The sequence below is a fragment of the Sandarakinorhabdus sp. genome, assembly GCF_032115815.1.
GTDB lineage: Bacteria > Pseudomonadota > Alphaproteobacteria > Sphingomonadales > Sphingomonadaceae > Sandarakinorhabdus.
Genome location: NZ_JAUMBI010000058.1, coordinates 1 through 24,777, shown reverse-complemented (window position 1 = coordinate 24,777; position 24,777 = coordinate 1). Strand labels below are relative to the sequence as shown.

General features: G+C 66.5%; 26 protein-coding genes and 1 pseudogene. 12 read left to right on the top strand and 15 right to left on the bottom strand.

Translation table 11 applies throughout. The features are described 5' to 3' along the window. From dctA to RT662_RS03610, 5 genes are all read left to right on the top strand, one after another. The coding region (dctA, locus tag RT662_RS03630; RefSeq protein WP_313669240.1) for a C4-dicarboxylate transporter DctA at positions 1-1,198 on the top strand (1,198 nt) is incomplete at its 5' end. A gap of 27 nt (positions 1,199-1,225) precedes the next feature. After that, the gene (locus RT662_RS03625) at positions 1,226-4,330 is read left to right on the top strand and encodes a TonB-dependent receptor domain-containing protein (protein WP_313669238.1); all 3,105 of its coding nucleotides are present in this window, start codon (positions 1,226-1,228) and stop codon (positions 4,328-4,330) included. 17 nt (positions 4,331-4,347) lie between these two features. Further along, positions 4,348-5,535, top strand: coding sequence for a M14 family zinc carboxypeptidase (locus tag RT662_RS03620; protein WP_313669236.1), 1,188 nt, complete (start codon positions 4,348-4,350; stop codon positions 5,533-5,535). Positions 5,536-5,546: 11 nt separating this feature from the next. Continuing rightward, complete coding sequence (locus RT662_RS03615; RefSeq protein ID WP_313669234.1) at positions 5,547-6,551, top strand: hypothetical protein; 1,005 nt, start codon at positions 5,547-5,549, stop codon at positions 6,549-6,551. 114 nt (positions 6,552-6,665) lie between these two features. Further along, complete coding sequence (locus RT662_RS03610; RefSeq protein WP_313669232.1) at positions 6,666-8,009, top strand: DUF6600 domain-containing protein; 1,344 nt, start codon at positions 6,666-6,668, stop codon at positions 8,007-8,009. A gap of 3 nt (positions 8,010-8,012) precedes the next feature. Here RT662_RS03610 and RT662_RS03605 read toward each other — a convergent pair whose 3' ends face one another. Together RT662_RS03605 and RT662_RS03600 are read right to left on the bottom strand one after the other, a co-directional pair. Continuing rightward, a complete protein-coding gene (locus RT662_RS03605; protein ID WP_313669231.1) occupies positions 8,013-8,357 on the bottom strand; it encodes a ribose-phosphate pyrophosphokinase in 345 nt (114 codons plus the stop codon). A gap of 71 nt (positions 8,358-8,428) precedes the next feature. Continuing rightward, on the bottom strand, positions 8,429-8,626 hold the full coding sequence (locus tag RT662_RS03600; RefSeq protein WP_313669229.1) for a hypothetical protein: 198 nt from the start codon (positions 8,624-8,626) through the stop codon (positions 8,429-8,431). Between the two features lie 274 nt (positions 8,627-8,900). On the opposite strand from RT662_RS03600, the gene RT662_RS03595 reads away from it, so the two are divergent. Genes RT662_RS03595 through lptA form a run of 3 tightly spaced genes read left to right on the top strand, consistent with a single transcriptional unit; the run spans position 8,901 to position 10,685 of the window. Then, positions 8,901-9,515, top strand: coding sequence for a ribonuclease D (locus RT662_RS03595; protein WP_313669227.1), 615 nt, complete (start codon positions 8,901-8,903; stop codon positions 9,513-9,515). Between the two features lie 25 nt (positions 9,516-9,540). Then, positions 9,541-10,191, top strand: coding sequence for an LPS export ABC transporter periplasmic protein LptC (gene lptC / locus RT662_RS03590; protein WP_313669225.1), 651 nt, complete (start codon positions 9,541-9,543; stop codon positions 10,189-10,191). A 2-nt stretch (positions 10,192-10,193) separates the two neighbouring features. Further along, positions 10,194-10,685, top strand: coding sequence for a lipopolysaccharide transport periplasmic protein LptA (lptA, locus tag RT662_RS03585; RefSeq protein ID WP_313669223.1), 492 nt, complete (start codon positions 10,194-10,196; stop codon positions 10,683-10,685). Here the strand turns inward: lptA and RT662_RS03580 are convergent. Genes RT662_RS03580 through RT662_RS03570 form a run of 3 tightly spaced genes read right to left on the bottom strand, consistent with a single transcriptional unit; the run spans position 10,657 to position 13,502 of the window. Continuing rightward, complete coding sequence (locus RT662_RS03580; RefSeq protein ID WP_313669221.1) at positions 10,657-11,520, bottom strand: alpha/beta hydrolase; 864 nt, start codon at positions 11,518-11,520, stop codon at positions 10,657-10,659. The genes lptA and RT662_RS03580 overlap by 29 nt on opposite strands. A 27-nt stretch (positions 11,521-11,547) precedes the next feature. Next, positions 11,548-12,423 carry an S-methyl-5'-thioadenosine phosphorylase gene (gene mtnP / locus RT662_RS03575; RefSeq protein WP_313669220.1) on the bottom strand — a complete coding sequence of 292 codons (876 nt, stop codon included), beginning with the start codon at positions 12,421-12,423 and terminating at the stop codon, positions 11,548-11,550. Beyond that, a complete protein-coding gene (locus RT662_RS03570) occupies positions 12,420-13,502 on the bottom strand; it encodes an alanine racemase (protein WP_313669218.1) in 1,083 nt (360 codons plus the stop codon). The genes mtnP and RT662_RS03570 overlap by 4 nt, the downstream gene beginning before the upstream one ends. A gap of 73 nt (positions 13,503-13,575) precedes the next feature. Between RT662_RS03570 and RT662_RS03565 the strand changes: the two genes are divergently transcribed. Beyond that, positions 13,576-14,547, top strand: coding sequence for a protochlorophyllide reductase (locus RT662_RS03565; protein WP_313669217.1), 972 nt, complete (start codon positions 13,576-13,578; stop codon positions 14,545-14,547). Between the two features lie 9 nt (positions 14,548-14,556). Here the strand turns inward: RT662_RS03565 and RT662_RS03560 are convergent, their stop codons facing one another. The 6 genes from RT662_RS03560 to RT662_RS03535 form a co-directional block, all read right to left on the bottom strand. After that, the gene (locus RT662_RS03560) at positions 14,557-15,792 is read right to left on the bottom strand and encodes a Coenzyme F420 hydrogenase/dehydrogenase, beta subunit C-terminal domain (RefSeq protein WP_313669216.1); all 1,236 of its coding nucleotides are present in this window, start codon (positions 15,790-15,792) and stop codon (positions 14,557-14,559) included. A gap of 56 nt (positions 15,793-15,848) precedes the next feature. Next, positions 15,849-16,859 (bottom strand): carotenoid 1,2-hydratase, encoded by a 1,011-nt coding sequence (locus tag RT662_RS03555; RefSeq protein WP_313669215.1) that lies wholly within the window; start codon positions 16,857-16,859, stop codon positions 15,849-15,851. 23 nt (positions 16,860-16,882) lie between these two features. Further along, on the bottom strand, positions 16,883-19,423 hold the full coding sequence (locus RT662_RS03550; protein WP_313669213.1) for an FtsX-like permease family protein: 2,541 nt from the start codon (positions 19,421-19,423) through the stop codon (positions 16,883-16,885). Next, on the bottom strand, positions 19,423-20,139 hold the full coding sequence (locus RT662_RS03545) for an ABC transporter ATP-binding protein (protein ID WP_313669212.1): 717 nt from the start codon (positions 20,137-20,139) through the stop codon (positions 19,423-19,425). The genes RT662_RS03550 and RT662_RS03545 overlap by 1 nt, the downstream gene beginning before the upstream one ends. A 78-nt stretch (positions 20,140-20,217) precedes the next feature. After that, positions 20,218-20,625 (bottom strand): VOC family protein, encoded by a 408-nt coding sequence (locus RT662_RS03540; RefSeq protein ID WP_313669210.1) that lies wholly within the window; start codon positions 20,623-20,625, stop codon positions 20,218-20,220. Continuing rightward, a complete protein-coding gene (locus RT662_RS03535; protein WP_313669209.1) occupies positions 20,622-20,990 on the bottom strand; it encodes a DUF1465 family protein in 369 nt (122 codons plus the stop codon). Before RT662_RS03535 ends, RT662_RS03540 begins: the two co-directional genes overlap by 4 nt. A 139-nt stretch (positions 20,991-21,129) precedes the next feature. On the opposite strand from RT662_RS03535, the gene RT662_RS03530 reads away from it, so the two are divergent. Continuing rightward, complete coding sequence (locus tag RT662_RS03530) at positions 21,130-21,603, top strand: Hsp20 family protein (RefSeq protein ID WP_313669208.1); 474 nt, start codon at positions 21,130-21,132, stop codon at positions 21,601-21,603. Here the strand turns inward: RT662_RS03530 and RT662_RS03525 are convergent, their stop codons facing one another. Continuing rightward, complete coding sequence (locus RT662_RS03525; protein WP_313669204.1) at positions 21,604-22,161, bottom strand: tetratricopeptide repeat protein; 558 nt, start codon at positions 22,159-22,161, stop codon at positions 21,604-21,606. A gap of 13 nt (positions 22,162-22,174) precedes the next feature. After that, positions 22,175-22,372, bottom strand: a complete 198-nt coding sequence (locus RT662_RS03520) for a YdcH family protein (protein ID WP_313669203.1) — start codon at positions 22,370-22,372, stop codon at positions 22,175-22,177. 224 nt (positions 22,373-22,596) lie between these two features. On the opposite strand from RT662_RS03520, the gene RT662_RS03515 reads away from it, so the two are divergent. Beyond that, positions 22,597-22,755, top strand: a complete 159-nt coding sequence (locus tag RT662_RS03515) for a YdcH family protein (protein WP_313669201.1) — start codon at positions 22,597-22,599, stop codon at positions 22,753-22,755. A 65-nt stretch (positions 22,756-22,820) separates the two neighbouring features. On the opposite strand, the gene dksA is transcribed toward RT662_RS03515, so the two are convergent. Continuing rightward, positions 22,821-23,309 carry an RNA polymerase-binding protein DksA gene (dksA, locus tag RT662_RS03510; protein WP_313669199.1) on the bottom strand — a complete coding sequence of 163 codons (489 nt, stop codon included), beginning with the start codon at positions 23,307-23,309 and terminating at the stop codon, positions 22,821-22,823. A gap of 225 nt (positions 23,310-23,534) precedes the next feature. Further along, positions 23,535-24,122, bottom strand: a complete 588-nt coding sequence (gene phaR / locus RT662_RS03505) for a polyhydroxyalkanoate synthesis repressor PhaR (protein WP_313669197.1) — start codon at positions 24,120-24,122, stop codon at positions 23,535-23,537. Positions 24,123-24,372: 250 nt separating this feature from the next. Here phaR and RT662_RS03500 point away from each other — a divergent pair. Then, positions 24,373-24,777, top strand: a pseudogene (locus RT662_RS03500) (alpha/beta hydrolase); the annotation flags it as partial.

Sequence of the window (24,777 nt, the reverse complement as noted above, 5' to 3'; positions counted from 1 at the left end):
GCCGCTGGGCGATGGGTTCATCCGTCTGGTCAAGCTGATCATCGCGCCGGTGATCTTCCTCACCATCGTCACCGGCATTGCCGGCATGCGCAATCTGGGCAGCGTGGGCCGCGTTGCCGGCAAGGCCTTCGCCTATTTCCTGTTCTTCTCCACCATCGCGCTGATCGTTGGCCTGATCGTTGCCAATGTCGTGCAGCCCGGCGCCGGCATGAACATCGATCCGGCCACGCTGGAGACCGGCGCCGTTGATGATTATGTGAAGAAGGCCAAGGATCAGACCATCGTCAGCTTCCTGCTCGGCATCATTCCCGAAACCATGGCCGGCGCTTTCGTGGACGGCAATCTGCTGCAGGTGCTGTTCCTGGCCATCAGCTTCGGCATTGCGCTTTCCACCGCCGGCGAGGCGGCGCGGCCCGTCGTGCGCCTGTTCGAGGCGCTGGGCGCCGGCTTCTTCCGGCTGGTGGCGATCTTCATGCGTGCAGCGCCCATCGGGGCGTTCGGGGCCTTTGCCTTCACCATCGGCAAATATGGCATCGGTTCCATCGCCAACCTGGCGGCACTGGTCGCCACCTTCTACCTCACCTCGCTGCTGTTCGTCATTGTCGTGCTGGGGCTGGTAGCGCGCGGGGCGGGCTTCTCGATCTTCACGCTGATCCGCTATCTCAAGGCCGAGCTGCTGCTGGTGCTGGGCACCTCCAGTTCCGAAAGCGCGCTGCCCAGCCTGATGGACAAGATGGAGCGCGCCGGCTGCCCGCGCAACATCGTCGGGCTGGTGGTGCCCACCGGCTACAGCTTCAACCTGGATGGCACCAACATCTACATGACGCTGGCGGCGCTATTCATTGCGCAGGCCACCGGCATCACGCTCAGCCTTGGCGACCAACTGCTGCTGCTCGGCGTCGCCATGCTCAGCAGCAAGGGCGCCGCCGGCGTGACCGGGGCCGGCTTCATCACGCTGGCGGCCACGCTGTCGATCGTGCCCAGCGTGCCGATCGCCGGCATGGCGCTCATCCTGGGCATTGATCGGTTCATGTCGGAATGCCGGGCGCTCACCAATTTCACCGGCAATGCCGTGGCCACCATCGTGGTCTCACGCTGGGAAAAGGCCATCGACGAAGACAAGTTCGCCGCCGTTTTCACCCACCACAAATTCGGGCCCGACACCGCCCTGCCGGGCCCCGAATCCGATCCAGACTGACAACAAGAAACAACAAGGGGACACACCATGACCATCACCCATTCGAGCAGCCTCGCTGCCCTCGCCATCGCTTTGCTTGCCGGCCCGGCGCTGGCGCAATCCGCCAACACCGCAGCCGCGCCCAAGGACGAAGAGCTGATCGTCGTCACCGGCTCCAACATCAAGGGCGCGTCCGACAGCGGCGCGCTGGCGGTCACCATCCTCAATGCCGACGATATCGCAGCCTTCGGTGTCAACTCCACCGGCGAAATCTTTGAAAACATTGCCCAGGCCGGTGCCGCCGAAATCAACGGCGCCGCCGATGGCCCCAACGATGCGCGCGGCGACGTCGCCACCATCAACCTGCGCGGCTTGGGCACCGGCAACACGCTGGTGCTGCTCAACGGCCGCCGCATTGCTGCTCACGCGGTGAACCAGGATATCGGTTCGACCCCGCGCCAGATCACCAACGTCAACGCCTTCCCGGCGGCCGGCATCGATCGCGTGGAAGTGCTGCGCGATGGCGCTTCGGCGCTCTATGGCTCGGATGCGACGGCGGGCGTGGTCAACACCATCCTCGATGCCAATTTCGATCGCCTGCGCGCCACGCTGCGCTATTCCGGCGTGGAAGGCACTGGCAGCGATGAATTCCAGGCCGATGTCGCTTTCGGCTTCAAGTTCAACGAAGGCCGCACCAAGGTGATGTTCACCGGCGGCTATTTCGAGCGCAAGGGCCTGTTCGCCTCCGAACTGGGTGGCCAGTTCAACACGGTGGACAAGCGCGGCGTGCTGGGCAGCGATCCCTTCGGCACCACCACCACCGATTTCCGCAACACCTCCACCTCGTCGCCGTTCGGCCAGTTCCAGACCGGCGCCGTCAACGCGCAGAATGTGTTCGTGGGCCGCCGCATCCGTCAGGGCACCACGACGCTGACCAGCACGTCCGGCGTGTTCCACATCCAGCCCTGCCAGTTTTCCGGCACCCGCGCCCAGCTTGGCCAACGGCCCGGCGGCTGCATGGGGCTTGATGATGCCTCGCTCGACACCGCGCTGCGTTATGACTTCAACGCCAACCAGCCCAACAACGCGCTGGGCGAAGGCGTGAACATCGCCAATGATCCGGTATCGGCGCGCGGTCGCCAGCTGATCACCGATGCCGATCGCATCAATGTGTACAGCATCTTCGAACATGAATTTGCCAGCGGCGTGCAATTCTTTGCCGAAGGCCTCTATTACAAGGCCACCACCAACGGCAACCGCGCCACCCAGCCGCTGGACAGCGGCCTGGCCTTCCTGATCATCCCGGCCAGCAACTACTGGAACCCCTTCGGCGCGACCACCAGCCCCAACCGGCTGCCCGGCCTCAACACCACCGATGCCCCGGCCGGCGGTGTGGACGTGCTGCTGCAGAACTGGCGCCCCACCGATCTGGGCCCGCGCTTCATTACCACCGACACCAGCACCTATCGCGTGATGGCCGGCCTGCGCGGCCAGATCGGCAATTGGGACTGGGAAGGCGCCTTTGCCAACAGCTCCAACAAGACCACCGACATCGAAAGCAACCGCCTGTCGAAGACGCTGCTGCAGGCGGAACTGGCGAAATCGACGCCGGATGCCATCAACCCGTTCGGCGGCCCCAATGCCAACACCCAGGCCCAGTGGGATCGGGTGCGCATTTCCAGCCTGAACGCCGGCAAGACCACGCTGACCACCGGCGATTTCCGCATTTCCAACGCCAATGCGTTTGATCTGTGGGCCGGGCCCATCGGCATTGCCGCCGGCGTTGAATGGCGCCGCGAATCCTATGTGGAAGATCGCGATCCGCGCCTGGATGGCACCATCATCTTCAACAACGCCAATGTGTCGGGCCGTTCCGATGTGGTTGGCGTCAGCCCCACCAACGACAGTTCGGCCAGCCGCAATGTCTATGCCGCCTTTGCCGAAGCGCTGGTGCCGCTGATCGAAGGCAATGATGGCGTGTTCTACAACAAGCTGAACCTGCAGCTGGCAGTACGCGGCGAATATTTCGACGACATCAAGGATGGCGCGGTCAAGCCCAAGGTGGCGCTGAGCTGGTTCCCGGTGCGCGCCTTCAACCTGCGCGCCGCCTATTCCGAAGGCTTCCGCGTGCCCAACATGGTGCAGCTGAACCGCGGCGACATCTCGCGCCTCAACCTGGGTGTGGAAGATTACTGGCGCTCGGCAGTGACGAACGACCCGGCCTCCACCGGCGATGCCTATGTGCCGTCGGTGCGCTCCGCCAACCCCAATCTGCTGAACGAGGATACCAAAACCATCGTGATCGGCGGCGTGTTTGATGCCGGCAAGCTGTTCAACAGCCCGACGGTCAAGCGCCTGGTGTTCAGCGTCGATTACTGGCGCTTTGAACAGACGGGCGTGATCGGCGCCTTTGGCGACCGCGAAGCCCTGGCGCTCGATTTCCTCGAGCGCAAGCAGGGCCGCACCAACGCCAACGTGGTGCGCGCCGACCCGACAGCCGAAGATCTGGCCGCCTTCGCCGCCTGGAACCTGGCCAACCCGGGCGATCAGCGCACAGCAGCAGGCGCCGTGCAGTTCATCCGCGATCCCTACATCAACCTCGACAAGCAGATTGCCGACGGCTTTGATTTCAGCCTGGGCATGGCGTTCGATTGGGGCAAGCTGGGTGATTTCCGCCTCAATATCGAAGCCACCTATCTGATGACGCTGGACGTGGAGCGCAACGAACTGCTCAATTCGCTGGCCGGCAATGGCAACAGCGCATTCGGCACCGATTTCTCCATCCTCGAAGTCAACCGCGTGCGGCTGGATGGCAATCCGCGCTGGCGCGCCAGCACCACCTGGGGCTGGACCCTTGGCAACTTCGGCCTGGGCGGTTCGGTGCGCTACATCGCCGGCTTTACCGATACCAATGCCGATATCACGGTGAACGGCGTCACCCAGTTCTGGCAGGTGAAGGAAGATTGGCGCGTCAACATGTTTGCCGATTATCGCCTGCCCATCGCCAAGGGCCAGAACGTGCGGCTGCGGCTGGGCATGAACAATGTGCTCAACACCATCCCGCCGCTGGTCGATGAATCGCTGGGTTATCGCCCGGATTATCACCAGCTCAAGGGCCGCGAACTCTACGTGCAACTGCGCGGCACCTTCTGATGCGGATGCCGGCGGCAGTGAGTGTGGGGGTCAGCCTGTTGCTGGCCCTTGCCGCACCGCTGCCGGCCCATACCGCCGATGCCGCCGATGCCGCACTGTCGCCGGCCTGGTTCACCGCCGCCACCGCCTCTGCACCGCTGTGTGCCGGTAGTGGCCGGCGCGTGCATATCGGGTTCGAACGGGCGGCGGCGGCGGCCTGCAGCATCGATGCCGATGGCCGTGTGCATGTGACCATCGCGCCCGAAAACACGCCGATCAACCCCAGCCCCTGGTATGGCCTGGTGGTGGCCAGCGATGCGCCGGCGCCCACGTTCGTCACCCTGCATTATGGGGACAGCCGCCACCGCTATGCCCCGTGGACGGCAGAGCCGGGCGCGCCGGCCGTTCGCCTTGATCCGCAGGCCGTCACGGTCGCCGCCGATCAGCATTCGGCCACTATCCGCCTGCCGCCGGCCCGCACCCGACTGCTGATCGCACAGCCGCCCGAACGCAGCGATGATGTATTGGCCCCGTTTGAAGCCAGGGTGCAGGCCGGCCAGCTGATCCGCGCCGACGCCGGCCACAGCGTCGCCCGCCGGCCGCTGGCAGTCTATCTTCACCGCCCGGCCAAGCCGCGCGGGACGATCGTGATCATCACCCGCCAGCACCCGCCCGAAACCACCGGGCCTCAGGCCTTTTCCCGCTTCACCGATGTGTTGCTGGGCACCAGCCGCGCCGCCCGCGCCTTCCGCCGCCGCCATGCACTGATGATCGTGCCGCTGGCCAATCCCGATGGGTTCGTGATGGGCCATTGGCGGCACAATCTGGGCGGTGTCGATCTCAATCGCGATTGGGGCCCGTTCACCCAGCCCGAAACCCGCGCGCTGGGCGCCGCCATCACCGCCGAAGCCGCCTGCGGCCCCATATTGGCCGTGATCGATTTCCATTCCACCTTCCGCGATGTCGTCTATGCGCCCCCGCAGCCCAACGGGCCCGATCTGGGTGAAGCCATGCTTGTCGCCATCACCCGCGATCTGGCCGGCGCCGATATCCGCATCGATCGGGCGCACAATCCCGGCAATGGCGTGCTGAAAAGCTGGGCGCGCGACCAGTTCGGCGTGGGCGCCCTCACCTGGGAAGTGGGTGACGACAGCCAGCCTGCCCGCACCAACCGCCTTGCCACCGCCGCCGCTACGGCGCTGATGGCGGCAGCCGCCCGCCAGTAAGGAATCTCCCCATGCCCCGTCTTGCCTTCATTTTCGCCGCAGCCCTGCTGGCGAGTTCTGTTCAGGCCGCCGAACCGGCCAGCGTCGCGGCACTGCTTGAAGCGTTCGCCGCCCAGAACACAGCCAAGCGCGTGCCCGATACCGGCATCACCCAGGTGCCGGCCGTGCTGGCGGCCGCCGGCGTGACGCGCCTTGTCGTCGATGATTGGGGCGGTGCGCCGATCCCGGTATGGCTGCTGCGCCCCGCCAGCGCCAAGGCCGATGCGCCGGTGATGTTCGTGATGCACGGCGTGGGCCGCGATGCCGATCGCTATGTGGCGGAATGGGTGGAGATGGCCACCAGGGAAGGCCTGGTGATCGTGGTGCCGGAATATACCAAGGGCGGCTTTCCGGGCACGGAGAACTACAATTTCGGCGCCGTGTTCGATGCCGCCGGCAAGCTGCGCCCGCGCGACCAATGGAGCTATTCCGCCATCGACGTGATCTTTGACCGGGTGGTGGCGCGCGCCAATCTCACCGCAAAATCCTATGTGCTGTTCGGGCACAGCGCCGGCGCGCAATTCGTGCACCGGTATGTGCTGCTGGGCGGCGGCAAGAAGATGGCCCGGGCGATTTCGGCCAACAGCGGCAGCTATACCTGGCCCAGCGGCTCCAATCGCTGGCCATTCGGCATTGCCGGCCTGCCCGATGGTCTGTGGCAACCGGCGCAGGCGTTCGCGGCGCCGATGTTGATCATGCAGGGCACGGCCGACAATGATCCCAATTACCCCAGCCTGCCGCGTCAGCCCGAAGCCATGGCGCAGGGCCCGCACCGGCTGGCGCGCGGCAAGGCCTTCTATGCCGCCGCACAGGACGCCGCCAAGCAGGCCGGCGTGCGCTTCGGCTGGAGCTGCGCGCTGGTGCCCGACATCGGCCACGACAATGGCGGCATGGCCCCCTATGCCATCCGCCTGCTGCGTGCTGGCCCGCTGCCCACCGGCGGCGAATGCGTGATGCAGGCGCAAATCCCGCGCTGAAACATTTTCGTAATATTCAGCCCAATATTCAGCCTTGCGAAAGCCGGCGCGTGCGACTCATCGGCCATTCTCTGGTGAAAGGCCCAGCCTTCAATGCCGATGTTCCCTCGCCCGATGCTGTTGTTGCTGGCTGCTACGCTGGCCGGCTGCTCCTACCCCAATTATGCCTCGGGCGTCGCGCCCAGCTATAACAGCGGCTATCAGCCGGTGATGGGCGGTTATGCCACCGACTGGCCCGCCCAGCCTGGCGCGCAGTGGGGCCCGGAAGACGTGCCCGGCATCGAGGTGTTCCGCGAGCCGCTGAGCCAATATGGCCGCTGGCTGCAATCGCCGCAGTGGGGCGTGGTGTTCGTGCCCAACGCGCCGAACGGCTGGCGCCCCTATCAGAACGGGCAATGGCTGGATAACCGCTTCTGGCTGTCCGCCGATCCCTGGGGCTGGGCCACCGATCACTATGGCCGCTGGGGCTTTGATGAAGCCGTGGGCTGGGTGTGGGTGCCCGATGTAACCTGGGGGCCAAGCTGGGTCGCCTGGCGCGAGGCCGATGATGTCGTGGGCTGGGCGCCGATTCCGCCGCGCGTGAACTGGAGCGTGGGCTTCGGCTTCGGTTCCGGCTTTGGCTATGACAACTGGAACAGCTGGTACGGCCCGTCGTGGGTGTGGGTGCCGCGCTCCAATCTTTATGCACGCGGCTTTGGCGGCCGCATCTATCCGTGGAACACCGGCAACAACTGGTGGGGCCGCAGCCGCTGGCAGCATGCGCCCTATTGGGGCTGGAACCAGCCGTGGGACCGCAGCTGGGGCTGGCGCGCGCCAAACCGCGGTTACGGTGGCCAGAACTGGGCCTACCAGAACCGCGGTGTGCAGAACAGGGATTGGCAGAGCCGGAACAACAATCGCAACTGGAACCGCAACGATGGCCGCTGGGACGACAATCGCGGCTGGGATCAGCCCCGCCGTGGCCAGCCGGGCAGCGTGGGTGATCGCATCAGCCGCGACATGACCGGCCAGCCGCGGGGCGGCCAGAACGGCAACGGCGGCTGGAACAGCGGTTCTGATCGGGGCCAGCGCGGCAACGGGCAGCCGGGCAACTGGAACAACGGCACCGGCCAGCCGCCTGTTGGTGGCTGGAACGGCGGCAATCGTCCGCCGCGCCGTGCCGATGCGGGCGGCGCTCCCGGCGGCAGCTGGCAGGGCCGGGCACCGCAGGGTGCTGGTTCCGTCCCTGGCGGCATGGCCCCGCCGCAGAGCGGCAATCGGCAAGCGCCGCAACAGCAGGCGCAAGCCCAACCGCAGCCCCGCCCGCAGGCGCAGCCGCGCTATGACGGCGGCCGGCCGGAACGTGGTAATGATCGGGGCAATGATGGCGGCGGCTGGCGCGGCCGCAGTGACGGCGGCCAGCAGACGCGTGGCAACGGCCCGCGTTCCGGCAACGACCGGAATGAACGGCCGCAATAGGGCCTAACGATCCTGCCACCAGGCAAAGGCCGCCCGCTGCTTATCGGTAACGAAGGCGCGGGCGGCTGGCCCGGTCCAATCGGCAGGCGCGTCACGGCGACCCACCCACCAACCCTGGCCGGGCAGCCGATCCGATTCGCGCACCACCAGCACCGCCAGTTCCGGTTCTCCCGTGGCGCGGCCAGCCTCATCAATGGCGTCGAGCAGCCGGCACAGGCTGCGCATTTTCGGCCTCGAAAATCGATACCCCAGCGCCAGCAGCATTTCGGAATAGGACAGATCACGCCCGGCCCGCGCCGCCGCAATCAGCAGCGCCTTGATTTCGGGCAGATCGGCCGGCGTCACCATGACGCCTGTCTGCCACGCGGCTGCGGGATTGGCCACCGGCCGGTGGGGGCACCGGCCGGCGGCTCCCCAACTCAACTGCGCGGCGGTTCCGGCGGCGGTGCGGGCGGCGCAGGCGGTGCGGGCGGCGCGGGCGGGGCCGGCGGCAATGGCGCCGTGCTGTCGGTTGGGGTTTCGGGTGGCGGTGGCGTCGGCTTGCGCGGTTGCGCCAGGGCCGGCCCGGCAAGGGATAACAGCAATGGGGCCAGCATCAGGCCATGAGCGGTCTTCATGTTGCAACTCCTTGACGTTGTTACAGTCTGTCGTTGCCCCGCCCCTGTTGGTTGGTCTGGCCGGCACCGCTTCCGGGGTGCAGTGGTGCCGGCCAGTGACGGCAAATTGCGCCGCCAACATGAACCTCAGCTTTCACGCCTTTCGCCACCGGGACGGGCCGTGGGCGCAAGCGGGACGAAGCGTTCACTGCTGCCCTTCCGCGCCCCCCAATGCCCCTCCCGAATCAGGTCACGGCGGATGACAGCATGGCTTCACCCTGCTAACGCACAGGCCATGACCGTATATCTTCACGAAGGTGATCTTCCCGCCGGCATCCTCGCTCCTGGCCCGGTGGCCGTGGACAGCGAGACCATGGGCCTCAACCCGCACCGCGACCGGCTGTGCCTGCTGCAGATCAGCGATGGCCACGGCGATGAACATCTCGTGCGTTTTGCCCCTGGCCAGTATGACGCGCCCAATCTGAAGGCGGTGCTGGCCGATCCGGAACGCCTGAAACTGATGCATTTCGCCCGGTTTGACGTCGCGGTGATCCACCAGTTCCTGGGTGTGTGGGCCACCCCGGTGTTCTGCACCAAGATCGCTTCGAAACTGGTGCGCACCTACACGGATCGCCACGGCCTGAAGGATCTGCTCAAGGAAACGCTGGGCGTCGAAATCTCCAAGCAGCAGCAGTCCAGCGACTGGGGAGCCGCTGAATTGTCCGATGCGCAGAAGGAATATGCCGCCAGCGATGTGCGCTATCTGCACCGTGCCCACGCCGTGCTGGAGCAGCGCCTCGCCCGCGAAGGCCGCACCCACATTGCGCAGTCCTGTTTCGATTTCCTCGCCACCCGCGCCGAACTCGATCTGGTCGGCTGGGCCGAACAGGATATCTTCGCTCACATCTGAGCCGCTCTTGAAAGCCTGAACCGCCGTGGCCACCACGCCTGTCCCGATCAGCCGCCCTCTCTCGCGCCGCCAGCAGGCCGCGCTGCCGGGCAGTGGCCATGATCGGCGCATGACCGTGCTGAAATGGGCCTTGCCGGCGTCGGCCTTCCTGATCGGCATGACCATCCTGATCTGGCCGCTGGTAGGCGTTCAGGAATTCTCCTTCCTGCTCGCCAAGGATCAGGTGGCGGTGGCGCGCGAACGGCTGCGCGTGAACCGCGCCGAATATCGCGGCAAGACCGCCGCCGGCGAAGCGTTCTCCATCTCGGCCGGCAGCGCCGTTCAGCGCACCAGCGCCGAACCGGTGGTGGTGCTCACGCAGCTTGCCGCCCGGCTGGAAGGCAAGGATGGCCCGGCCACGGTCTCCGCTCCGTCGGGCCGCTATTTCATCGATGAAGACCGCTTGGAAGTGGCCGGCCCGGTCAAGCTGCGATCCGATGGCGGTTACACGCTGGATGCCGAAACCGTCGCCATCGATCTGAAGCGCCGCACCGTGAAAACCGATGCGCCGGTTTCCGGCCGGCTGCCGATGGGCACATTCCGCAGCAACCGCATGACCGGCGATCTGGCCGGCAACCGCGTCAGCCTGATCGGCAATGTCCACTTGCGCATCAACCAGCGCGGCGGCAGAGGATAGCCATGCGCGCCCTTCTCTTTCTGGCCCTCGTGGTCGCCGCTCCGGCTGCAGCCCAGCGGTTTGACAGCAACGCTCCCATCGATGTCGATGCCGGCCGGATCGACATTGCGGACGATGCCAACGAAGCGATTTTCTCCGGTGCGGTGGTGATCCGCCAGGGCAGCATGACGCTGAACGCTGATCGCGTGCGTATCATCTATTCCAAAGACAGCGCGGGCAGCCCGCAGGTGCAGCGGCTGGACGCGCTGGGCAGCGTGCGGCTGCGGCAGGACACGATGCGCGCCACGTCGAACAGCGGCGTTTATGATGTGAACGGCAAGCTGGTGACGCTGATCGGCAATGTGAAGCTGGATCGCGGCACCGATCATCTGGAAGGCGCCCGCGTGGTGTGGAATCTCGCCACCCGCACCACCAGCTTCGATGCGCGCAGCGCCAGCAACCCCGGCGGCCGCGTGACCGGCCGCTTCACCGTTCCGCAGAAGAAACAGCCGTAACCCGCTCGATTGCGGCGCGCACCTGTTCGGGGCGCTCCAGCGGCAGGAAGTGGGTGGTGCCGGGGAGACGTTCGGCGCTGATGCATTGCGGGTGCGCCGCAAACGCCGCCAGTTCGGGATCACGCACCGTCGATCCATGCTCGCCTGCCAGCAGGACGAACGGGCAGCGCACCTGCGCCAGCGCCGGTTCGACATTGGGTGACACGGCGCGGAAGGTCGCCGATTCAAATGCCGGGGCACAGGCCAGTTCGACGCCTTCATCCGTCTCCAGCAATCCGCCGGCCAGATAGGCATCAAGATCGGCATCGCCCCACGTCTGGAACACACCGCGGCCATGGTAGGCCGCGCGGACATCGGCGCGGCTGGGGAACATCCCGCGCCGCCGTGCGGCCTGATCGGCCATCGGATTGGGAATGATGGCGCCCGCCCGCACCTCCCGCGCCACATCAAACGGCAGCATGGGTGGATCGAGCAGCACCAGCCCCGCCACGCGTTCGGGCCGCATGGCCGCCGCCAGCAGCGACACGGTGGCGCCCATGGAATGGCCAGCCAGGATCCAGGCGCTGCCGCTGTCGATCACATCAAGCAATCGGCCCAGCTCGACCGCAAAATCATCCCAGCTCTTGAGGTGCGCCGGATCACGGTCCAGCGCGGTAAAGCCATGCCCGCGCGCATCGCTGATGGTGATGGCGAAGTGATCCGCCAGCGGGGCCAGCACTGCTTCATACAGTTGCGCGTTCATGCCGGTGGCATGCGCGAAGTGCAGGCGCGGGCCTGAACCGCCCTGAAGTGCCGAAACCGGCCCGGCCGGGGTGGAGATGGTGATGCGGTTCATCTGCCCTCGATAGCAGGGCCAAGGGCTTCAGCCAGTGCGCCCTTTTGTCAGCCAGCGCTGCAGGATGGCGCTGTTCTTGGCCAGCATCGCCGGATCGCGGGCATCAGGCGCGGTCATGATCGCAGTATCGAGCAGCGTATCGATGGCGCTGGGCGCCCTTGATTCGGGCAGGCTGGCGCAGAGGCGGACGATCATCGCCCGGGCCAGCGCCGCGTTACCGTGCATGACGGCAAGGATATTGGTGACATCAACATCCGCGCCATCGTGCCAGCAATCGAAATCCGTCACCATGGCGACCAGCGCGTAGGGCAGCTCCGCCTCGCGCGCCAGTTTGGCTTCCGGCATCGCAGTCATGCCGACCAGGTCGCAGCCCCAACTTTGATGCAGGCGGCTTTCGGCGCGGGTGGAAAAGGCCGGGCCTTCCATCGCCAGATAGGTGGCCCCGCGATGCACCGTGCCGCCAACCGCCGCCACCGCATCGGCCGCCAGCGCGGAAAGCCGCGGGCAGACCGGATCGGCCATCGGCACATGCGCGACCAGGCCGGTTTCGAAGAAGGTGGAGGGCCGTCCCTTGGTGCGATCGACGAACTGATCCACCACCACAAAATCGCCCGGCGTCATGGCAGCATTCAGCGAGCCGACCGCCGACACCGCCAGCACATCGGTGCAACCCAGCCGCTTCAGCGCATCGATATTGGCGCGCACGTTCAACTGATGCGGCGGGATGCGGTGGCCGCGGCCGTGGCGAGGCAGGAAACACACGTCGATGCCGGCAATGCGGCCGGTCAGGATCGCATCAGATGGTTCGCCCCAGGGCGACTCCACGCTGACCCAGCGCGCATCCTCCAACCCGTCGATGGCGTAGAGGCCGGAGCCGCCGATGATTCCGATCTTCCAGCTCAAAGGCTCGCCCGCCGCGCATCGATGGCCCAGCGCTCCAGCGTACCATCCTCATCCGCCACGAAGAAGGCATCGTGCAGCGCCACGGTGGGATCGACATGGCCCGGCTGCAGCCACACCAGACCGCCCTCCTCCACCCCATTCGGCGGCACGATCGCGCCATGTTCATCGCCCATCGGGCGATAGGCACTGCCCGCCGGCACCACAACGCGGCTGACCGGCCCATTGGGATGCAACGCCTTGTGCCCGGCGTCGCAGGTCACATGGCTCTGGTGCTGCGCCGAAACCACGCTGGCCGCCAGGAACAGCGCCGGCTGGAACGGCAGATCGCCCAGATCGCCATATTCCACATCCATCACCGCATAGCTGCCGGCCTGCAACTCGGTATAAACACCGTTCACCAGATCGAGATCAGCTGTGCCGGTGCCGCCGCCGGTAATGATGGCGGGCGGCACACCCGCCGCCGTCAGCGAGGCAATCACCGCCCGCAAATGGCCGCTCCACTTCTCGTTGGCCACATCGCGTTCGTCGGGCAGCAGATGCTGGTAATGCCCGCAATAGGCCTGGATGCCGGCATAGTTCAGATTGGGAAACATGGTGATCGCCGACGCCAGAACGGGCGCGGCTTCCGGCTTTACCCCGGCGCGGCCCATACCGGGATCGATATCAACATAAAGATCGATGGTCACCTCGGCATCGCGCGCCGCCACGAACGCACTCGCCAGTTGGGCCGTGCTGTCCACCACTGCGCCCACCTTGGCCTTCCCGGCCAGCGCAGCCAACCGCGCCCAGCCCCAGGGCGGCACCGGCGCCGTTACCAGCACATCGGTGATGCCGCCGGCCACGAACGCTTCGGCTTCGCCCACCGTCTGGCAGCACAGGCCAACCGCGCCCATTTCGACCTGCAGCAGGCCCAGCGTGCTGCACTTGTGCATCTTGCCATGGGCACGCAGCCGCACGCCGCGCGCATCACAGCCGTCCTGCATGGCAGCAAGGTTGGCCTCCATCACGGCGCGGCGCACCACCATCGCCGGCGTGATCGGCGGTGTCACCTTTGCAAGGAATTCGGTGGTGGTCTGCATCGGCTCGTCTTGCCGCGCCTCGGTGATTGAGTCAAAGAGCACCCCAAACAGGGCCGCGCATTTCGGAGTTTCCATGTCTGTGCAACCAGTGGTGATCATCACCGGCGCCTCGTCGGGTGTGGGCCTTTGGGCCGCCAAATCGCTCGCCGATCGGGGCTGGCTGGTGATCATGGCCTGCCGCGATCTCGCCAAGGCCGAACGCGCCGCCGTTGAAACCGGTATCCCGGCCAGCAATCGCCGCATCATGCACATCGATCTGGGCGATCAGGCCAGCGTGCGCCGCTTCGTGGATGAATTCCACGCCACCGGCCTGGCGCTCGATGCGCTGCTGCTCAATGCCGCCGTCTATCTGCCGCGCCTGGAGGAACCGATGCGGTCCCCGGAAGGCTATGAAATCAGCGTCGCCACCAACTATTTCGGCCACTTCCTGCTGGCCCATCTGCTGATCGGCGATCTGAAGAATGCCCGTGGCCGCCTCACCTCGCCGCCGCGCCTGATCACGCTGGGCACGGTGACCGCCAACAGCGAGGAATTCGGCGGCAAGATCCCGATCCCGGCGCCGGCCGAACTGGGCAATCTTGCGGGCCTGGAAGCCGGCTTCAAGGCGCCCATCGCGATGATCGACGGCAAGCCGTTCAAGCCCGGCAAGGCCTATAAGGACTCAAAGCTCGCCTGCATGATCATGAGCCGCGAGTTCCACAAGCGCTGGGCCGACACCGGCATCGTGTTCAACACGCTCTATCCCGGCTGCGTTGCCGAAACCCCTTTGTTCCGCCACACGCCCCCGGCCTTCCAGAAGATTTTCCCCTGGTTCCAGAAGAACATCACCAAGGGCTATGTGTCGCAGCCGCTGGCCGGGGACCGCACCGCGCAGGTGATCGCCGATCCGGCCTTCGCCAGCCAATCCGGCGTGCACTGGAGCTGGGGCAACCGCCAGAAAGAAGGCCGCATGCCGTTCGCGCAGCCGCTGTCGGCGCGCGGCACCAACGAAGCGCGGAATGAACGGCTGTGGGATTTGACGTTGAAGGCGGTGGGACTGGCCTGAGCCGGCCCCTCAACCCTCTTTCGTCTCGCCCTTCTCCGGCACGAGCCCATAACGCGCCACCAGTTTCCACACGTGCGGCGGGATCATGTTCTTCATCATGCCCGGCGCTTCGCGGCGCAGGTGCAGGATGGTCTCGATCGCCTTCATCTCCACCCGCGTGCGGCCGAATTCTTTGCCTTTGGGGCCGACCAGCGGCATCAATTTGCCCACGATCGGCCGCACCCATTTCGGCATGCGGCGCAACGGCAAGCCGCCGGCGGCGCGTTCGGTGTTGGCCATGAAACCCTTCACTGGGCCGGCACGCTTGCTGCCGTCCGGTTTGCCGTTGTCGTCTGGCTCGGAGAGCGCCAATTCGTCGCCGAGCAGGCCGAGCAGTTCGGCACCGCGATCATTGCGGATCAGCAGCCACTGCTCACCGGTGCCGCCCATATAACCCACGGTGATATCGGCCAGGCTGTTGGTGTAATCCACGCAGGTGCGGCAGGTGAGCGGGAAGAAATCCGGCCGCAGATCAGACAGCGGCAGCATCAGGAACGGCACCTCGCGCTTGGCTCCGTTGTCGAAGCGCAGCTCAACGTGATAATTCGCCTTGAATTCCAGATAGGTGATGCTGTCCGGCTTGTCGGAAAGCAGCGCCAGGAATTCATGGAAATTTGCGGTCGTCGTGTTGTCGCTGCACGGCGTGCCGATCACATAGATGCGCTCGAAGCCCAGCTTGGCCTCCAGCCGGCGCAGCGCGTGGATCTGGCAGGGTATGCCGATGATGCCGATCCGCTTGAAGCCCGCGGCGCGCGCCGGCTCCAGCAGCGCCAGCAGCGGCGCATAGCCCATGCGCATGCCGCGCACCTGGGCCATGGCTTCGGCCTTCGTCACCAGCACAGGCCGCGGCTTCCACTTGTCGTCGGGGTCGGGCGCCATGGTCAGGATGGCTTCCACCGCCCCGGTTTCCAGCAGCCGTTCGCCCAGCCGGCTGGTGATGCCGGTCCACTGCGCGCCCTCACTGGGCTGTTTCAGCCGCGCCTTGGCCATGCGCTGGAATGGCCCGAAGAACAGTTCATCGGGTCGCGACTCATCTCGGGCGCGGCCATGCACGGCGGCTTCCATCGCGGCATAGTCCGGCTTGATGAACTGGCAGGCGGTGCCACAATCCGTGGGCGTGGACGTGCGCGACACGCCGCAATCGGTGCACAGCCCGCGCGGGGCAGCGGGCGCAAATTCAGGCGCGATCAGGCCGGTTTCAGTCACTTGTATCCCCACGATAATCGGCACCCCTGCCTTTGCGGCTGTTAGCGCCTCAAAGCTTACATCCGCAAGGGTGCTGCATAGCCCGTCAATTCCAGATAGCCGCGCCCGCCCGGCACGGTGACCGCGCCTTCCCAATAAACCGGGCCGCCGCTCATCCGGCTGTCCAGTTCCTGATCCGCCATCATCGGCACCACCGGCAGCTCGCGCCATGCCCCACCGACCCGCAGTGCCACCATCGGCCGCACCGGCCAGCGCGCCTTGCTGCGCGGGCTTTGCCACCAGCCGCCCGCCTGCCAACGCACGTCTTGCGGCGCGAGCACGGTCAGCCGGCCTTCCTTGCTGCGGTGGCTGCCGCCGGCCCACAGCGCCGCGCCAGCCTTGTCACGCATCCGAAACAGCGTGACGGCGCTGCCATCATCCATGTTGAGGCCCAGCCAATCCCAGCCCACGGCGCGGGGGTTCATCAGCGTGCTCGACCATTCGCGGTCCAGCCAAGCGGTGCCGGTCACAGCCTGCCCGTCCAACCGCCCGGCCACCGCCAGATGCGGCCAGCTGTAATAATGGCTGGCCTCACCCGCGCCTGGCCCCTTGCGGCTGAAACCGGCTTCGCCTTGCAGGATGACGGGCTGGGTTGGCGTGAAGGCCAGATCGAAGGCGAAGCCGTCCCCGGCCAGTTTCGCATGCAGCTTGCCATCCTTGCCGCGCCACAGCCGCCAATCGTCCAGCGTCACATCCATGTCGCCCACGCGCGCATTGGCCAGGCCAAAGCCGGCACGGGCAATACGGGCGGCGTGGCGCAGCTTGCCGCGTGCCGGATCGGCGAGCGCCGCATGCGCAAATATCACCTGGCGCGGCACGAAGGCGGAAGGATTGGCCGTGCCGATATCCGGCCGCGTGCGGAAGAAGGTGATCTGGAACCCCTTCTTCCCCTGCGCCGTGTTCAGCCAGCCGGTGACATACCACCATTCGGTGCGGAAATCGGGGTGAGCGCCGTGATCAGCCGGGAAGCGCAGCGGCACGCCCGGCCGCACCGGCGCGAACGTGGCGGCCAGCAACAGCGGCAGCATCAATAGCAGGGCCAGCCGCCGCATCACCAATCCGCCCGCACTGCCAGCAAGGCACGCCGGCTCAGCGCGCGCCGCCCGGCCACGACCGCCGTGCCGCCCGCGCACGCCACCAGCGCCGCCACCAGCCCGGCCAGCAGCGGCCACGGCAGCGCCAGATCCATCGTCCAGTGGAAGCTCTGCGGGTTGACGACGCGCACCAGCACCAGCGCCATCACCAGCCCCAGCGACAGGCCCGAAAGCGCGCCGATCAGGCCCAGCCCGGCGCCTTCCAGCCCCAGCATCTGCAGTATCTGCCGGCGCGGCACGCCAACATGGCGCAGCATGCCGAACTCGCGCATCCGCGCCAGCACCTGCGCCGAGAAGCTCGTGGCCACGCCGATCAGGCCGATGATGATGGCAATCGCCTCCAATGCATAGGTGACGGCGAAACTGCGATCGAAAATGGTCAGCGCCACGCGGCGCATCTCCGCCGGGCGGCCAAACTGCGCCTGCCCCTGCACGGCCGCCGGCAGCGCCTGCTGCAATGCGTCCTGCACCGTGCGGGCGTCCGCCTCGGGCTTCAGATCAAAGGCGGCCTCCGTCGCGGTCGCGTCACCGGTGAAGCGGCGATAATCATCAAGCGGCAGGATGATCGCCCCCCATTGCCGGGCATAATCGCGCCAGGTGCCGGCCACGAACAACCGGCGCGGCACACCACCGATCACCAGTTCGTGCACCTCACCCTGCCGCCAGCCATAAAGCCAGGCCAAGGGTTCCGAAATCAGCGCGCGCGTGGTGCCGGGGGGCGTTGGCGCGTCCGTTTCGGCAAGCAACGGCACCGAAGCCGCACCGCCCTGCGCCATCACCGCCACCGCCGGCCGCGCCGGATCGATGCGCACCGAAATCACCCGCTGGAACTGCACATGCGCCAACCCCGGCACCGCCGCCAACCGCGCCTGGGCCTGGGGGTCGAGCCCGCCCGCCTCTGCCCCTTCCAGATGCAGATACAAATCAGACGGCAGCACCGCCACCAGCCAATCGTCAACGCTCTGGCGGAAACTGGCGACCATCACCGCCATCGCCACCATCAGCGCGGTGGACGCCACAATACCCGACAGCGCCAACCCCGCCGCCTGCGGCACGCCCCACAGCCGCCGCACCGCCAGATCGAGCGGCAACCATCTGGCTCCTCGCCGGGCCAGCGGTGCCAGCAACAGCCGCGCCAGCGCCGGCATCAGCGCCACGCCGCCCGCCAGCAGCAAGGCCATCGCGGCATAACCCAGCAGCGGCAAACCAAACAGCGGCGGCCCCAGCGCCGCCAATCCGCCCGCCGCCAGCAGCGCAAGGCTGGGCCAGGCCCGCGGGGCCTTCGCCGGATCGGGCGCATCACCCAAGCCCTTCAGCGCCTGCGCCGGAGCCGTACGCGCCGCCGACAATGCCGGCGCCAGGCTGCCGGCCAGTGCCGTTACCAGCCCCAGCCCGCCAAACAGCAGCGCCGCCGGCACATCAAACCCCAGCCGCGCCTGCGTCCGGCTGAAATAACCGCCGCCCAGGTCGCCGCCGAACTGTTCCACCACCAGGGTCGCCAGCCCATAACCCAGCGCCACGCCCAGCGCCGCGCCAGCCACCCCAAGCAGCAGGCCCTCGCTCATCAACTGCCACACCAGGCCGGCGCGCGGCAGCCCCAGTACGGCGAGCAGCGCAAACTGCGGCCGCCGCCGCGCCACGCTCAACGCTTGCGCTGACCAAACAAGGAAACCACCGGTGAGCAGCGCCACCAGCGCCAGCATGCCCAGGTTCACGCGATAGGCCCGGCTCAACGCATCGGCTCTACTGGCCTCGGCTTCCGGCGTCGCCAGCACGGCATCGGCGGGCAGCGCCGCCTGCACCGCCGCGCGCGCGCCGGCGCCGTCAACCAGTTTCAGATCAAGCCGATGCAGCCGCCCCATCTGGCCGAACCGCCACTGCGCTTCTGAAATGTCGATCACCGCGATCTGGGCCTCGTCGCCGGCTGCCGCCAACCGGCCCATAACGGTAAAGCGCGCCTGCCGCCCGGCCGCCGTCAGCGTGAAGGCGTCGCCCGGCTGCAACCCGGTGGCACGCTGCAACGCCGGCGAGAGCCAAACGGCATCGCCTTGCCACGCCGGGCGGCTGCCCACGCCGGACTGGCCGGCGCGCGACAGGCCCACGAGCCCCGGCGTCACGCTCATCGCCCGCAGCGGATCCAGCCCGATCAGCGTGAAGCGGCCGCCTTTTGCCTGCGAACCCGGTCGCGCCAGCTTGCCCCAGCTTGCCGACAATTCCACCACCGGGCTGATCGCCTGCACCTGGGGCAACCGCGCCAGCTTGGGATACAGCGCCTCATCCAGCCCCGCCGCCGAACTGCTGCGCACCGCAACATCGGCCCGGCCCTGCACGCTGGCCACAGCGCGGCCGAAACTGGCCAGCGCGGCGCTGTTCACCATGTGCACCGCAAAGCCCAGCGCCACGCCCACCGCAATCGCCAGCACGGCCAAACCCATGCGCACCGGGTGCGCCCGCCATTCGCCAGCGATCAGCCAGCGGGTTGGAACCCAATATTGCATCAAGCCTGCAAGAGCCCGCTGGCCGACAGCCGCAGCACCCGGTCTGCCGCCGCCGCCACCATCTCGCTGTGGGTGACGATCAGCACCGCCGCCCGCCGATCACGCGCTTGCGCCAGCAGCAGATCGAGAATGCGCCCCGCCGTCTCGGGATCGAGATTGCCAGTCGGCTCATCGGCCAGCACCAGGCCGGGGCGATGGACCAGCGCCCGCGCAATGGCGACGCGCTGCAATTCCCCGCCCGACAGCACCGCCGGCCAGTCACCGCCGCGCCCGGCCAGGCCCACTTCGGCCAGCGTCGCCTCCGCCCGGGCCAGCGCATCGGCGGCGTTCATGCCCGCCAGCAAGCACGGCAGCGCCACGTTGCGCGCAAGGCTAAGGTGCGGCAGCACATGAAAGGCCTGAAACACGAAACCCAGCGCCGAGGCGCGCAAACGGGCCCGGTCCGGCTCGGCCAGCGCAGCAACATTCTTGCCGCCGATCAGCACCTCGCCGGCATCGGGCGCGTCCAGCCCGGCAATAACGTTCAGCAGAGTCGATTTGCCCACCCCGGATTCGCCGGTGATCGCCACCACCTCACCCGGTGCCAACGCGATGTTCACGCCGGCAAACAGGGTCCGCCGTCCGCCCGCCGCCAGAGGCACGGCGCGCGTCAACCCGGTCGCTGCCAGCACGGGGGCAGCCACCGCCGGGCCGGCGGAGGGGGTGTCGGGTCGCATCGGAAGGGCTTTAACCCAGATGTCTGCGATTGTTAGCCGGGTGTGGCGACGTGCCCTGCCCCGGCCACCACCTCACGCCTACTTGGCGAACAGATTTTCCGGGTGACGCATCGCCTTGAATTCCAGCGCATTGCCGGCCGGATCAAACAGGAAAAACGTGCCCTGTTCCCCCGGCTTGCCGGCAAAGCGCACGTGCGGTTCCATTTCAAAGGCCAGGCCGGCGTTGCGGATACGGTTGCCCAGCGCTTCCCAGCCGGCCCAATCCATCACCAGGCCGAAATGCGGCACGGGCACGCTGTCACCATCAACCGGGTTGCGGTGGATCGCCGATTTCGGCGCCTTGTGCACCACCAGCTGGTGGCCGTGGAAATCGAAATCGATCCAGGTTTCCGAAGACCGGCCTTCGGGGCAGCCCAGCACCGCGCCATAGAATTGGCGGGCGGCGGCCAGATCATCAACCGGGATGGCAAGGTGGAAGGGGTTCATGCGGCATCTCCGTGATCGCGGGCCAGAGTGTGAGCGCGGGCCAGCAATTGGCGGCTGGCCTGGGCAATAGGGCCGCCATCGGTAGCCAGCAAGGGGTGATCGGCGAGCAGCGCTGCCGGTTCGGGGCAATCAATCGGCCCCAGCACCGTCACCTCGCCATCATGCTTGGGATCGAGCAACCAGTTCATCACCGCCAACAGCCGGGTGGAGACTTCCAGCGCCTCCATCGACGCGGCCAGTCGCGGCTGCGGCGGCAATTCCTCGCGCCACAGCCGGCCCGGCCCGTCAAACCAGCGGCGGGCGCCTTCGGAAACAGCGATGGTATCGCGATACAGCACATCGAGATGATCGCGCAGCGGCACCACCCGCCGCGCCTTTCGGCCTCTTGAAACCGCACCAACGCTGCCCAAATTGAAATTGCCGACGCTGCCAGATGGGGCGTCGGCGCCTCCCGGCCCATGGTGGGCGGGATCAACGGCATCATTGCTTGAAGAGGATTTTGCCATGCGTGGATTTGATATCTCTCCCTTGCTGCGTTCGTCCATCGGATTCGAGAATCTGAACCGATTGGTGGAACTGGCCGGGCGCGTCGAACCCGGCGACGCCTACCCCCCGTACAATATCGAAAAGCTGGGCGAAGGCGCCTATCGCATCCAGATGGCGGTGGCCGGTTTCGGCCGCCATGAACTGGACATCACGGTGCAGGAAAACATGCTGATCGTGGTCGGCCAGGCCGCGCCGGAAGCCGATGCAAAGGAACGCCTTTTCCTGCATCGCGGCATCGCCAAGCGCGCCTTTGAACGCCGGTTCCAGCTGGCCGACACCATCAAGGTGACCGGCGCCGGATACGAGAACGGCCTGCTCAACATCGAGTTGGTGCGCGAGATCCCGGAACACAAGCGCCCACGCAAGGTGGAGATTGGCGCTGCGGTCGATCCGCTCACCGTGACGGCCGAAACCCGTCTCGCCGCGGAATAATCAGCCGCGAAGGACTTTCCGGCGCTCGACGCGGAACCGTTTCAGTTCCTCGGCGGGCGCCGGCCAGTTTGGATCGGCCCTGGCAGCGGCGGCATAATCGTCCATCGCTTCCTTCAGCCGGCCGGCCACTTCCAGCGCCTGCGCCCGGGCAAAATAGGCCCGTGCCGGCTCCTTCGGTCCAATCTCGATCCCGTGGCTGATCAGCGCCACCGCCTCCGCCTCGCGGCCGGGCTGGCGGGCCAGCACGACGCCCTTGTTGATCCAGGCTTCGGCGAGGCCGGGGGCAGAGCGGATGGCCAGATCGAAATCGCTTTCCGCCTTGTCCAGCTTGCCGGCGCGCAGCAGGGCAATGCCGCGGTTCATCAGCATGGCAAGCCGCAACGGCGGCGCGAGACCGGGCTGGCGGATCACGCGATCGCAGCGGAGAAGCTGGCTGCGGCTGGGCCGGTCCGACTCGGCGGCCTCCCGGCACGGCGCGGCTAGCCCTTCATCGCCGGTCGGCTGCTGCGCATGCAGCGGGGCTGCCGCCAGGCAAAGCAGGATCAGCACCCGGCGCACCAGATGCCCCTTGTCAGGCGATGATGTCGGGGATCAACAGATCCTCGAGCATGGTGATTTCGTCCTTCAACAGCAGTTTCTTCTTCTTGAAACGCTGCAACTGGATCATGTCGGGCATGGGCAGCAGGCGCAGGGCGTCGATCGCGGCATCAAGGTCGCGGTGATCCTGCTTCAGCATCTCGATCCGGTCGCGGATCTCGACTTCGTCCACCCTGATCACTCCTTCAACGCTGCACCTGCGTCAGCGAGCCTGTATGCTTGCGTTAACCGTTCTTCATGTCGGCGGGCAAGGGGGCTGTCGCGCTGTGATGAAATCATGCCAAACCGGCGGTGAATCGCCACATGGGGCATGGACAGGGCAGTGGGAACGTGATGCACTCTCTTGTCCCGCTGCCAGACATTGCTGGCAGGGGATGCAAAAAAGGGAGTGTGCCAATGGCCAATGCCCACCGGGAACAGTTGATGGCCCGTCATGCCAGGCTGGATGCCAGCCTTGCCGCCGAATTGAAGCGGCCCCTGCCCGATCCGACGACCTTGCGCCGGTTGAAGCGGGAAAAACTCAAGCTCAAGGATGAGATCAGCACCAGCCACTGAGAAGGCACTGATCGAAGAACAGCGGCCGCGCCCCGGATTCTGCACCGGGGCCGCGGCCAAATTCCTCACTCGTCGCGGCTCACCTTCTCATCACGTTCGTGCCGTTCCTGGGCATCGATCGTCATGGTGGCAATCGGACGGGCTTCCAGCCGCTGCAGGCTGATCGGTTCACCGGTCATTTCGCACCAGCCATAATCGCCGGTTTCGATGCGGCGCAGCGCGGCATCGATCTTCGAAATCAGCTTGCGCTGCCGATCGCGGGTGCGCAGTTCGATGCCCCAATCGGTCTCGCTGGCGGCACGGTCAGTCAAATCGGGTTCACGTATCGGTTCGGCCTTCAGGGCTTCCAGCGTGCTTTCCGATTCTTTCAGTATCTCGTCTTTCCAGGCCAGCAGCTTCTTGCGGAAATACGCCAGCTGACGCGGGTTCATGAATTCCTCGCCCGCACTCGGGCGATAGTCTGGCGGCAAGTCATCACCGTCGGCTGGCACGATAAGCACCCCATCATCGCTGGTACCAGGCCCGGAAAACGTGCCATAGGATTCGCTCTTCATACCAACACCCCATAATCGGCGCCGGCTTGTCACCCCTTACAGGACAACAACTGGCCCCGAACCTCCGTCCTGCCAGACCCCTCCGGCAAAACCTCTCCCAAGGCGCTCCTTAAACCTGTGCCGGCTCAGCGGCAAGCGGTGAAACGGGCACAAAAACACTGTCATGAAAGTTTCGTGGACTGCGATCGGGAGCGCGATTGTCGGGCGTGCCCCATGGCGACTGGTTCAGCCCTTCAGCCCGTCGATGCGGGCCTGGATGGCAGCCAGTTGTTCCTTCAACTGGGCCACGTCATCGGCGGCAGGCGCCGGTTTTTCGCCCGATTTCTCTGCTGGCTTGGCAGCGCCTTCACGCAGAAGGCCGCCGGTCATCATCTCGGTCGCGGCCTGGAACATCGCCAGATTCTGCCGCGCCAGTTGCTCGAACGGTTTCAGCGCGGCGCTGCGGAACACCGCCTGATTCTCGGCAAAGGCCGCCATCGAGGCTTCGAGATAATGCGGCACCATCGATTGCATCGAATCGCCATAGAGCGCGATGATCTGCCGCAGGAACGACGTGGGCAGCATGGTTTGGCCGCCGGCTTCGCCTTCCATCACGATCTGGGTGAGTACGCTGCGGGTGATGTCTTCCCCGGTGCGGGCATCGAACACCTGGAAATCACGGCCATGGCGCGTCATTTCTGCCAGATGATCGAGCGTGATGTAACTTGAGGTTTCGGTATTGTAGAGGCGCCGGTTAGCGTATTTCTTGATGATCACGGGCGCCTGGCCGGATGTGCCAGCCTTGGCATCGGGGGAGGAAGAGGCATTGGCCATGGGAACTCCCGAAATGGAATGTCGATATTGGCGTAGCAAATGGCATGCTGCGCCGCAATGCCGCAGCGCAGCGCCGCGTGCGCGCGGGCCGCGCGCCGACAGGCGCAAGCTCGGCCGGGAGGGCGGCGCACGCACCTGCGCGCCGAACCGCTTCGACGGCGTGGCTTCGCCACGCTCCTGCTTTTCTTCCCTCCTTCGGCACTCCAGCGGACTCGGCGGCTCTGCCGCCGGCCGCGCCAGATAGCACCCAATGACCCGCCCCCCCGGCCCGCACCCACTCCCAATCTTCCTCGCCACGCTGCAGGCCGCGTGCGCGGATGATCCGGCGCGCCTGGCCGCCGCGTTGGCTGGCCTTGCCCGTTACCAGCAGGCCCCGCGCCCGGCGCCGCCGCCAAAACGACCGGACGTCGCCCGCATCGGCGAAGTCTCCCTGCGCGGCACGCCCGGTCCGCGCCCGGTTGTGATCGTGCCGTCGCTGATCAATCCGGCGCATGTGCTGGATCTGCCCGGGCGCAGCCTGATGGCGCATCTCGAATCGGCCGGCCTCAATCCGCTGATCATCGATTGGGGCGACGCGCCGGAGCCACTTGGCCTTGCATCCCTGGTCAGCGAACGCTTGGCGCCGCTGGTGAACAGTTTGGAGCAACCCGTTGCC

Excerpts from the sequence above, each read along its gene's own strand:
- RT662_RS03625 (WP_313669238.1), top strand. The coding sequence starts at position 1,226 with ATGACCATCACCCATTCGAGCAGCCTCGCTGCCCTCGCCATCGCTTTG.
- RT662_RS03615 (WP_313669234.1), top strand. The coding sequence starts at position 5,547 with ATGCCCCGTCTTGCCTTCATTTTCGCCGCAGCCCTGCTGGCGAGTTCT.
- RT662_RS03610 (WP_313669232.1), top strand. The coding sequence starts at position 6,666 with ATGCTGTTGTTGCTGGCTGCTACGCTGGCCGGCTGCTCCTACCCCAAT.
- RT662_RS03605 (WP_313669231.1), bottom strand. The coding sequence starts at position 8,357 with ATGGTGACGCCGGCCGATCTGCCCGAAATCAAGGCGCTGCTGATTGCG.
- RT662_RS03600 (WP_313669229.1), bottom strand. The coding sequence starts at position 8,626 with ATGAAGACCGCTCATGGCCTGATGCTGGCCCCATTGCTGTTATCCCTT.
- RT662_RS03595 (WP_313669227.1), top strand. The coding sequence starts at position 8,901 with ATGACCGTATATCTTCACGAAGGTGATCTTCCCGCCGGCATCCTCGCT.
- lptA (WP_313669223.1), top strand. The coding sequence starts at position 10,194 with ATGCGCGCCCTTCTCTTTCTGGCCCTCGTGGTCGCCGCTCCGGCTGCA.
- RT662_RS03580 (WP_313669221.1), bottom strand. The coding sequence starts at position 11,520 with ATGAACCGCATCACCATCTCCACCCCGGCCGGGCCGGTTTCGGCACTT.
- RT662_RS03570 (WP_313669218.1), bottom strand. The coding sequence starts at position 13,502 with ATGCAGACCACCACCGAATTCCTTGCAAAGGTGACACCGCCGATCACG.
- RT662_RS03565 (WP_313669217.1), top strand. The coding sequence starts at position 13,576 with ATGTCTGTGCAACCAGTGGTGATCATCACCGGCGCCTCGTCGGGTGTG.
- RT662_RS03555 (WP_313669215.1), bottom strand. The coding sequence starts at position 16,859 with ATGCTGCCGCTGTTGCTGGCCGCCACGTTCGCGCCGGTGCGGCCGGGC.
- RT662_RS03550 (WP_313669213.1), bottom strand. The coding sequence starts at position 19,423 with ATGCAATATTGGGTTCCAACCCGCTGGCTGATCGCTGGCGAATGGCGG.
- RT662_RS03545 (WP_313669212.1), bottom strand. The coding sequence starts at position 20,139 with ATGCGACCCGACACCCCCTCCGCCGGCCCGGCGGTGGCTGCCCCCGTG.
- RT662_RS03540 (WP_313669210.1), bottom strand. The coding sequence starts at position 20,625 with ATGAACCCCTTCCACCTTGCCATCCCGGTTGATGATCTGGCCGCCGCC.
- RT662_RS03530 (WP_313669208.1), top strand. The coding sequence starts at position 21,130 with ATGCGTGGATTTGATATCTCTCCCTTGCTGCGTTCGTCCATCGGATTC.
- RT662_RS03515 (WP_313669201.1), top strand. The coding sequence starts at position 22,597 with ATGGCCAATGCCCACCGGGAACAGTTGATGGCCCGTCATGCCAGGCTG.
- dksA (WP_313669199.1), bottom strand. The coding sequence starts at position 23,309 with ATGAAGAGCGAATCCTATGGCACGTTTTCCGGGCCTGGTACCAGCGAT.
- phaR (WP_313669197.1), bottom strand. The coding sequence starts at position 24,122 with ATGGCCAATGCCTCTTCCTCCCCCGATGCCAAGGCTGGCACATCCGGC.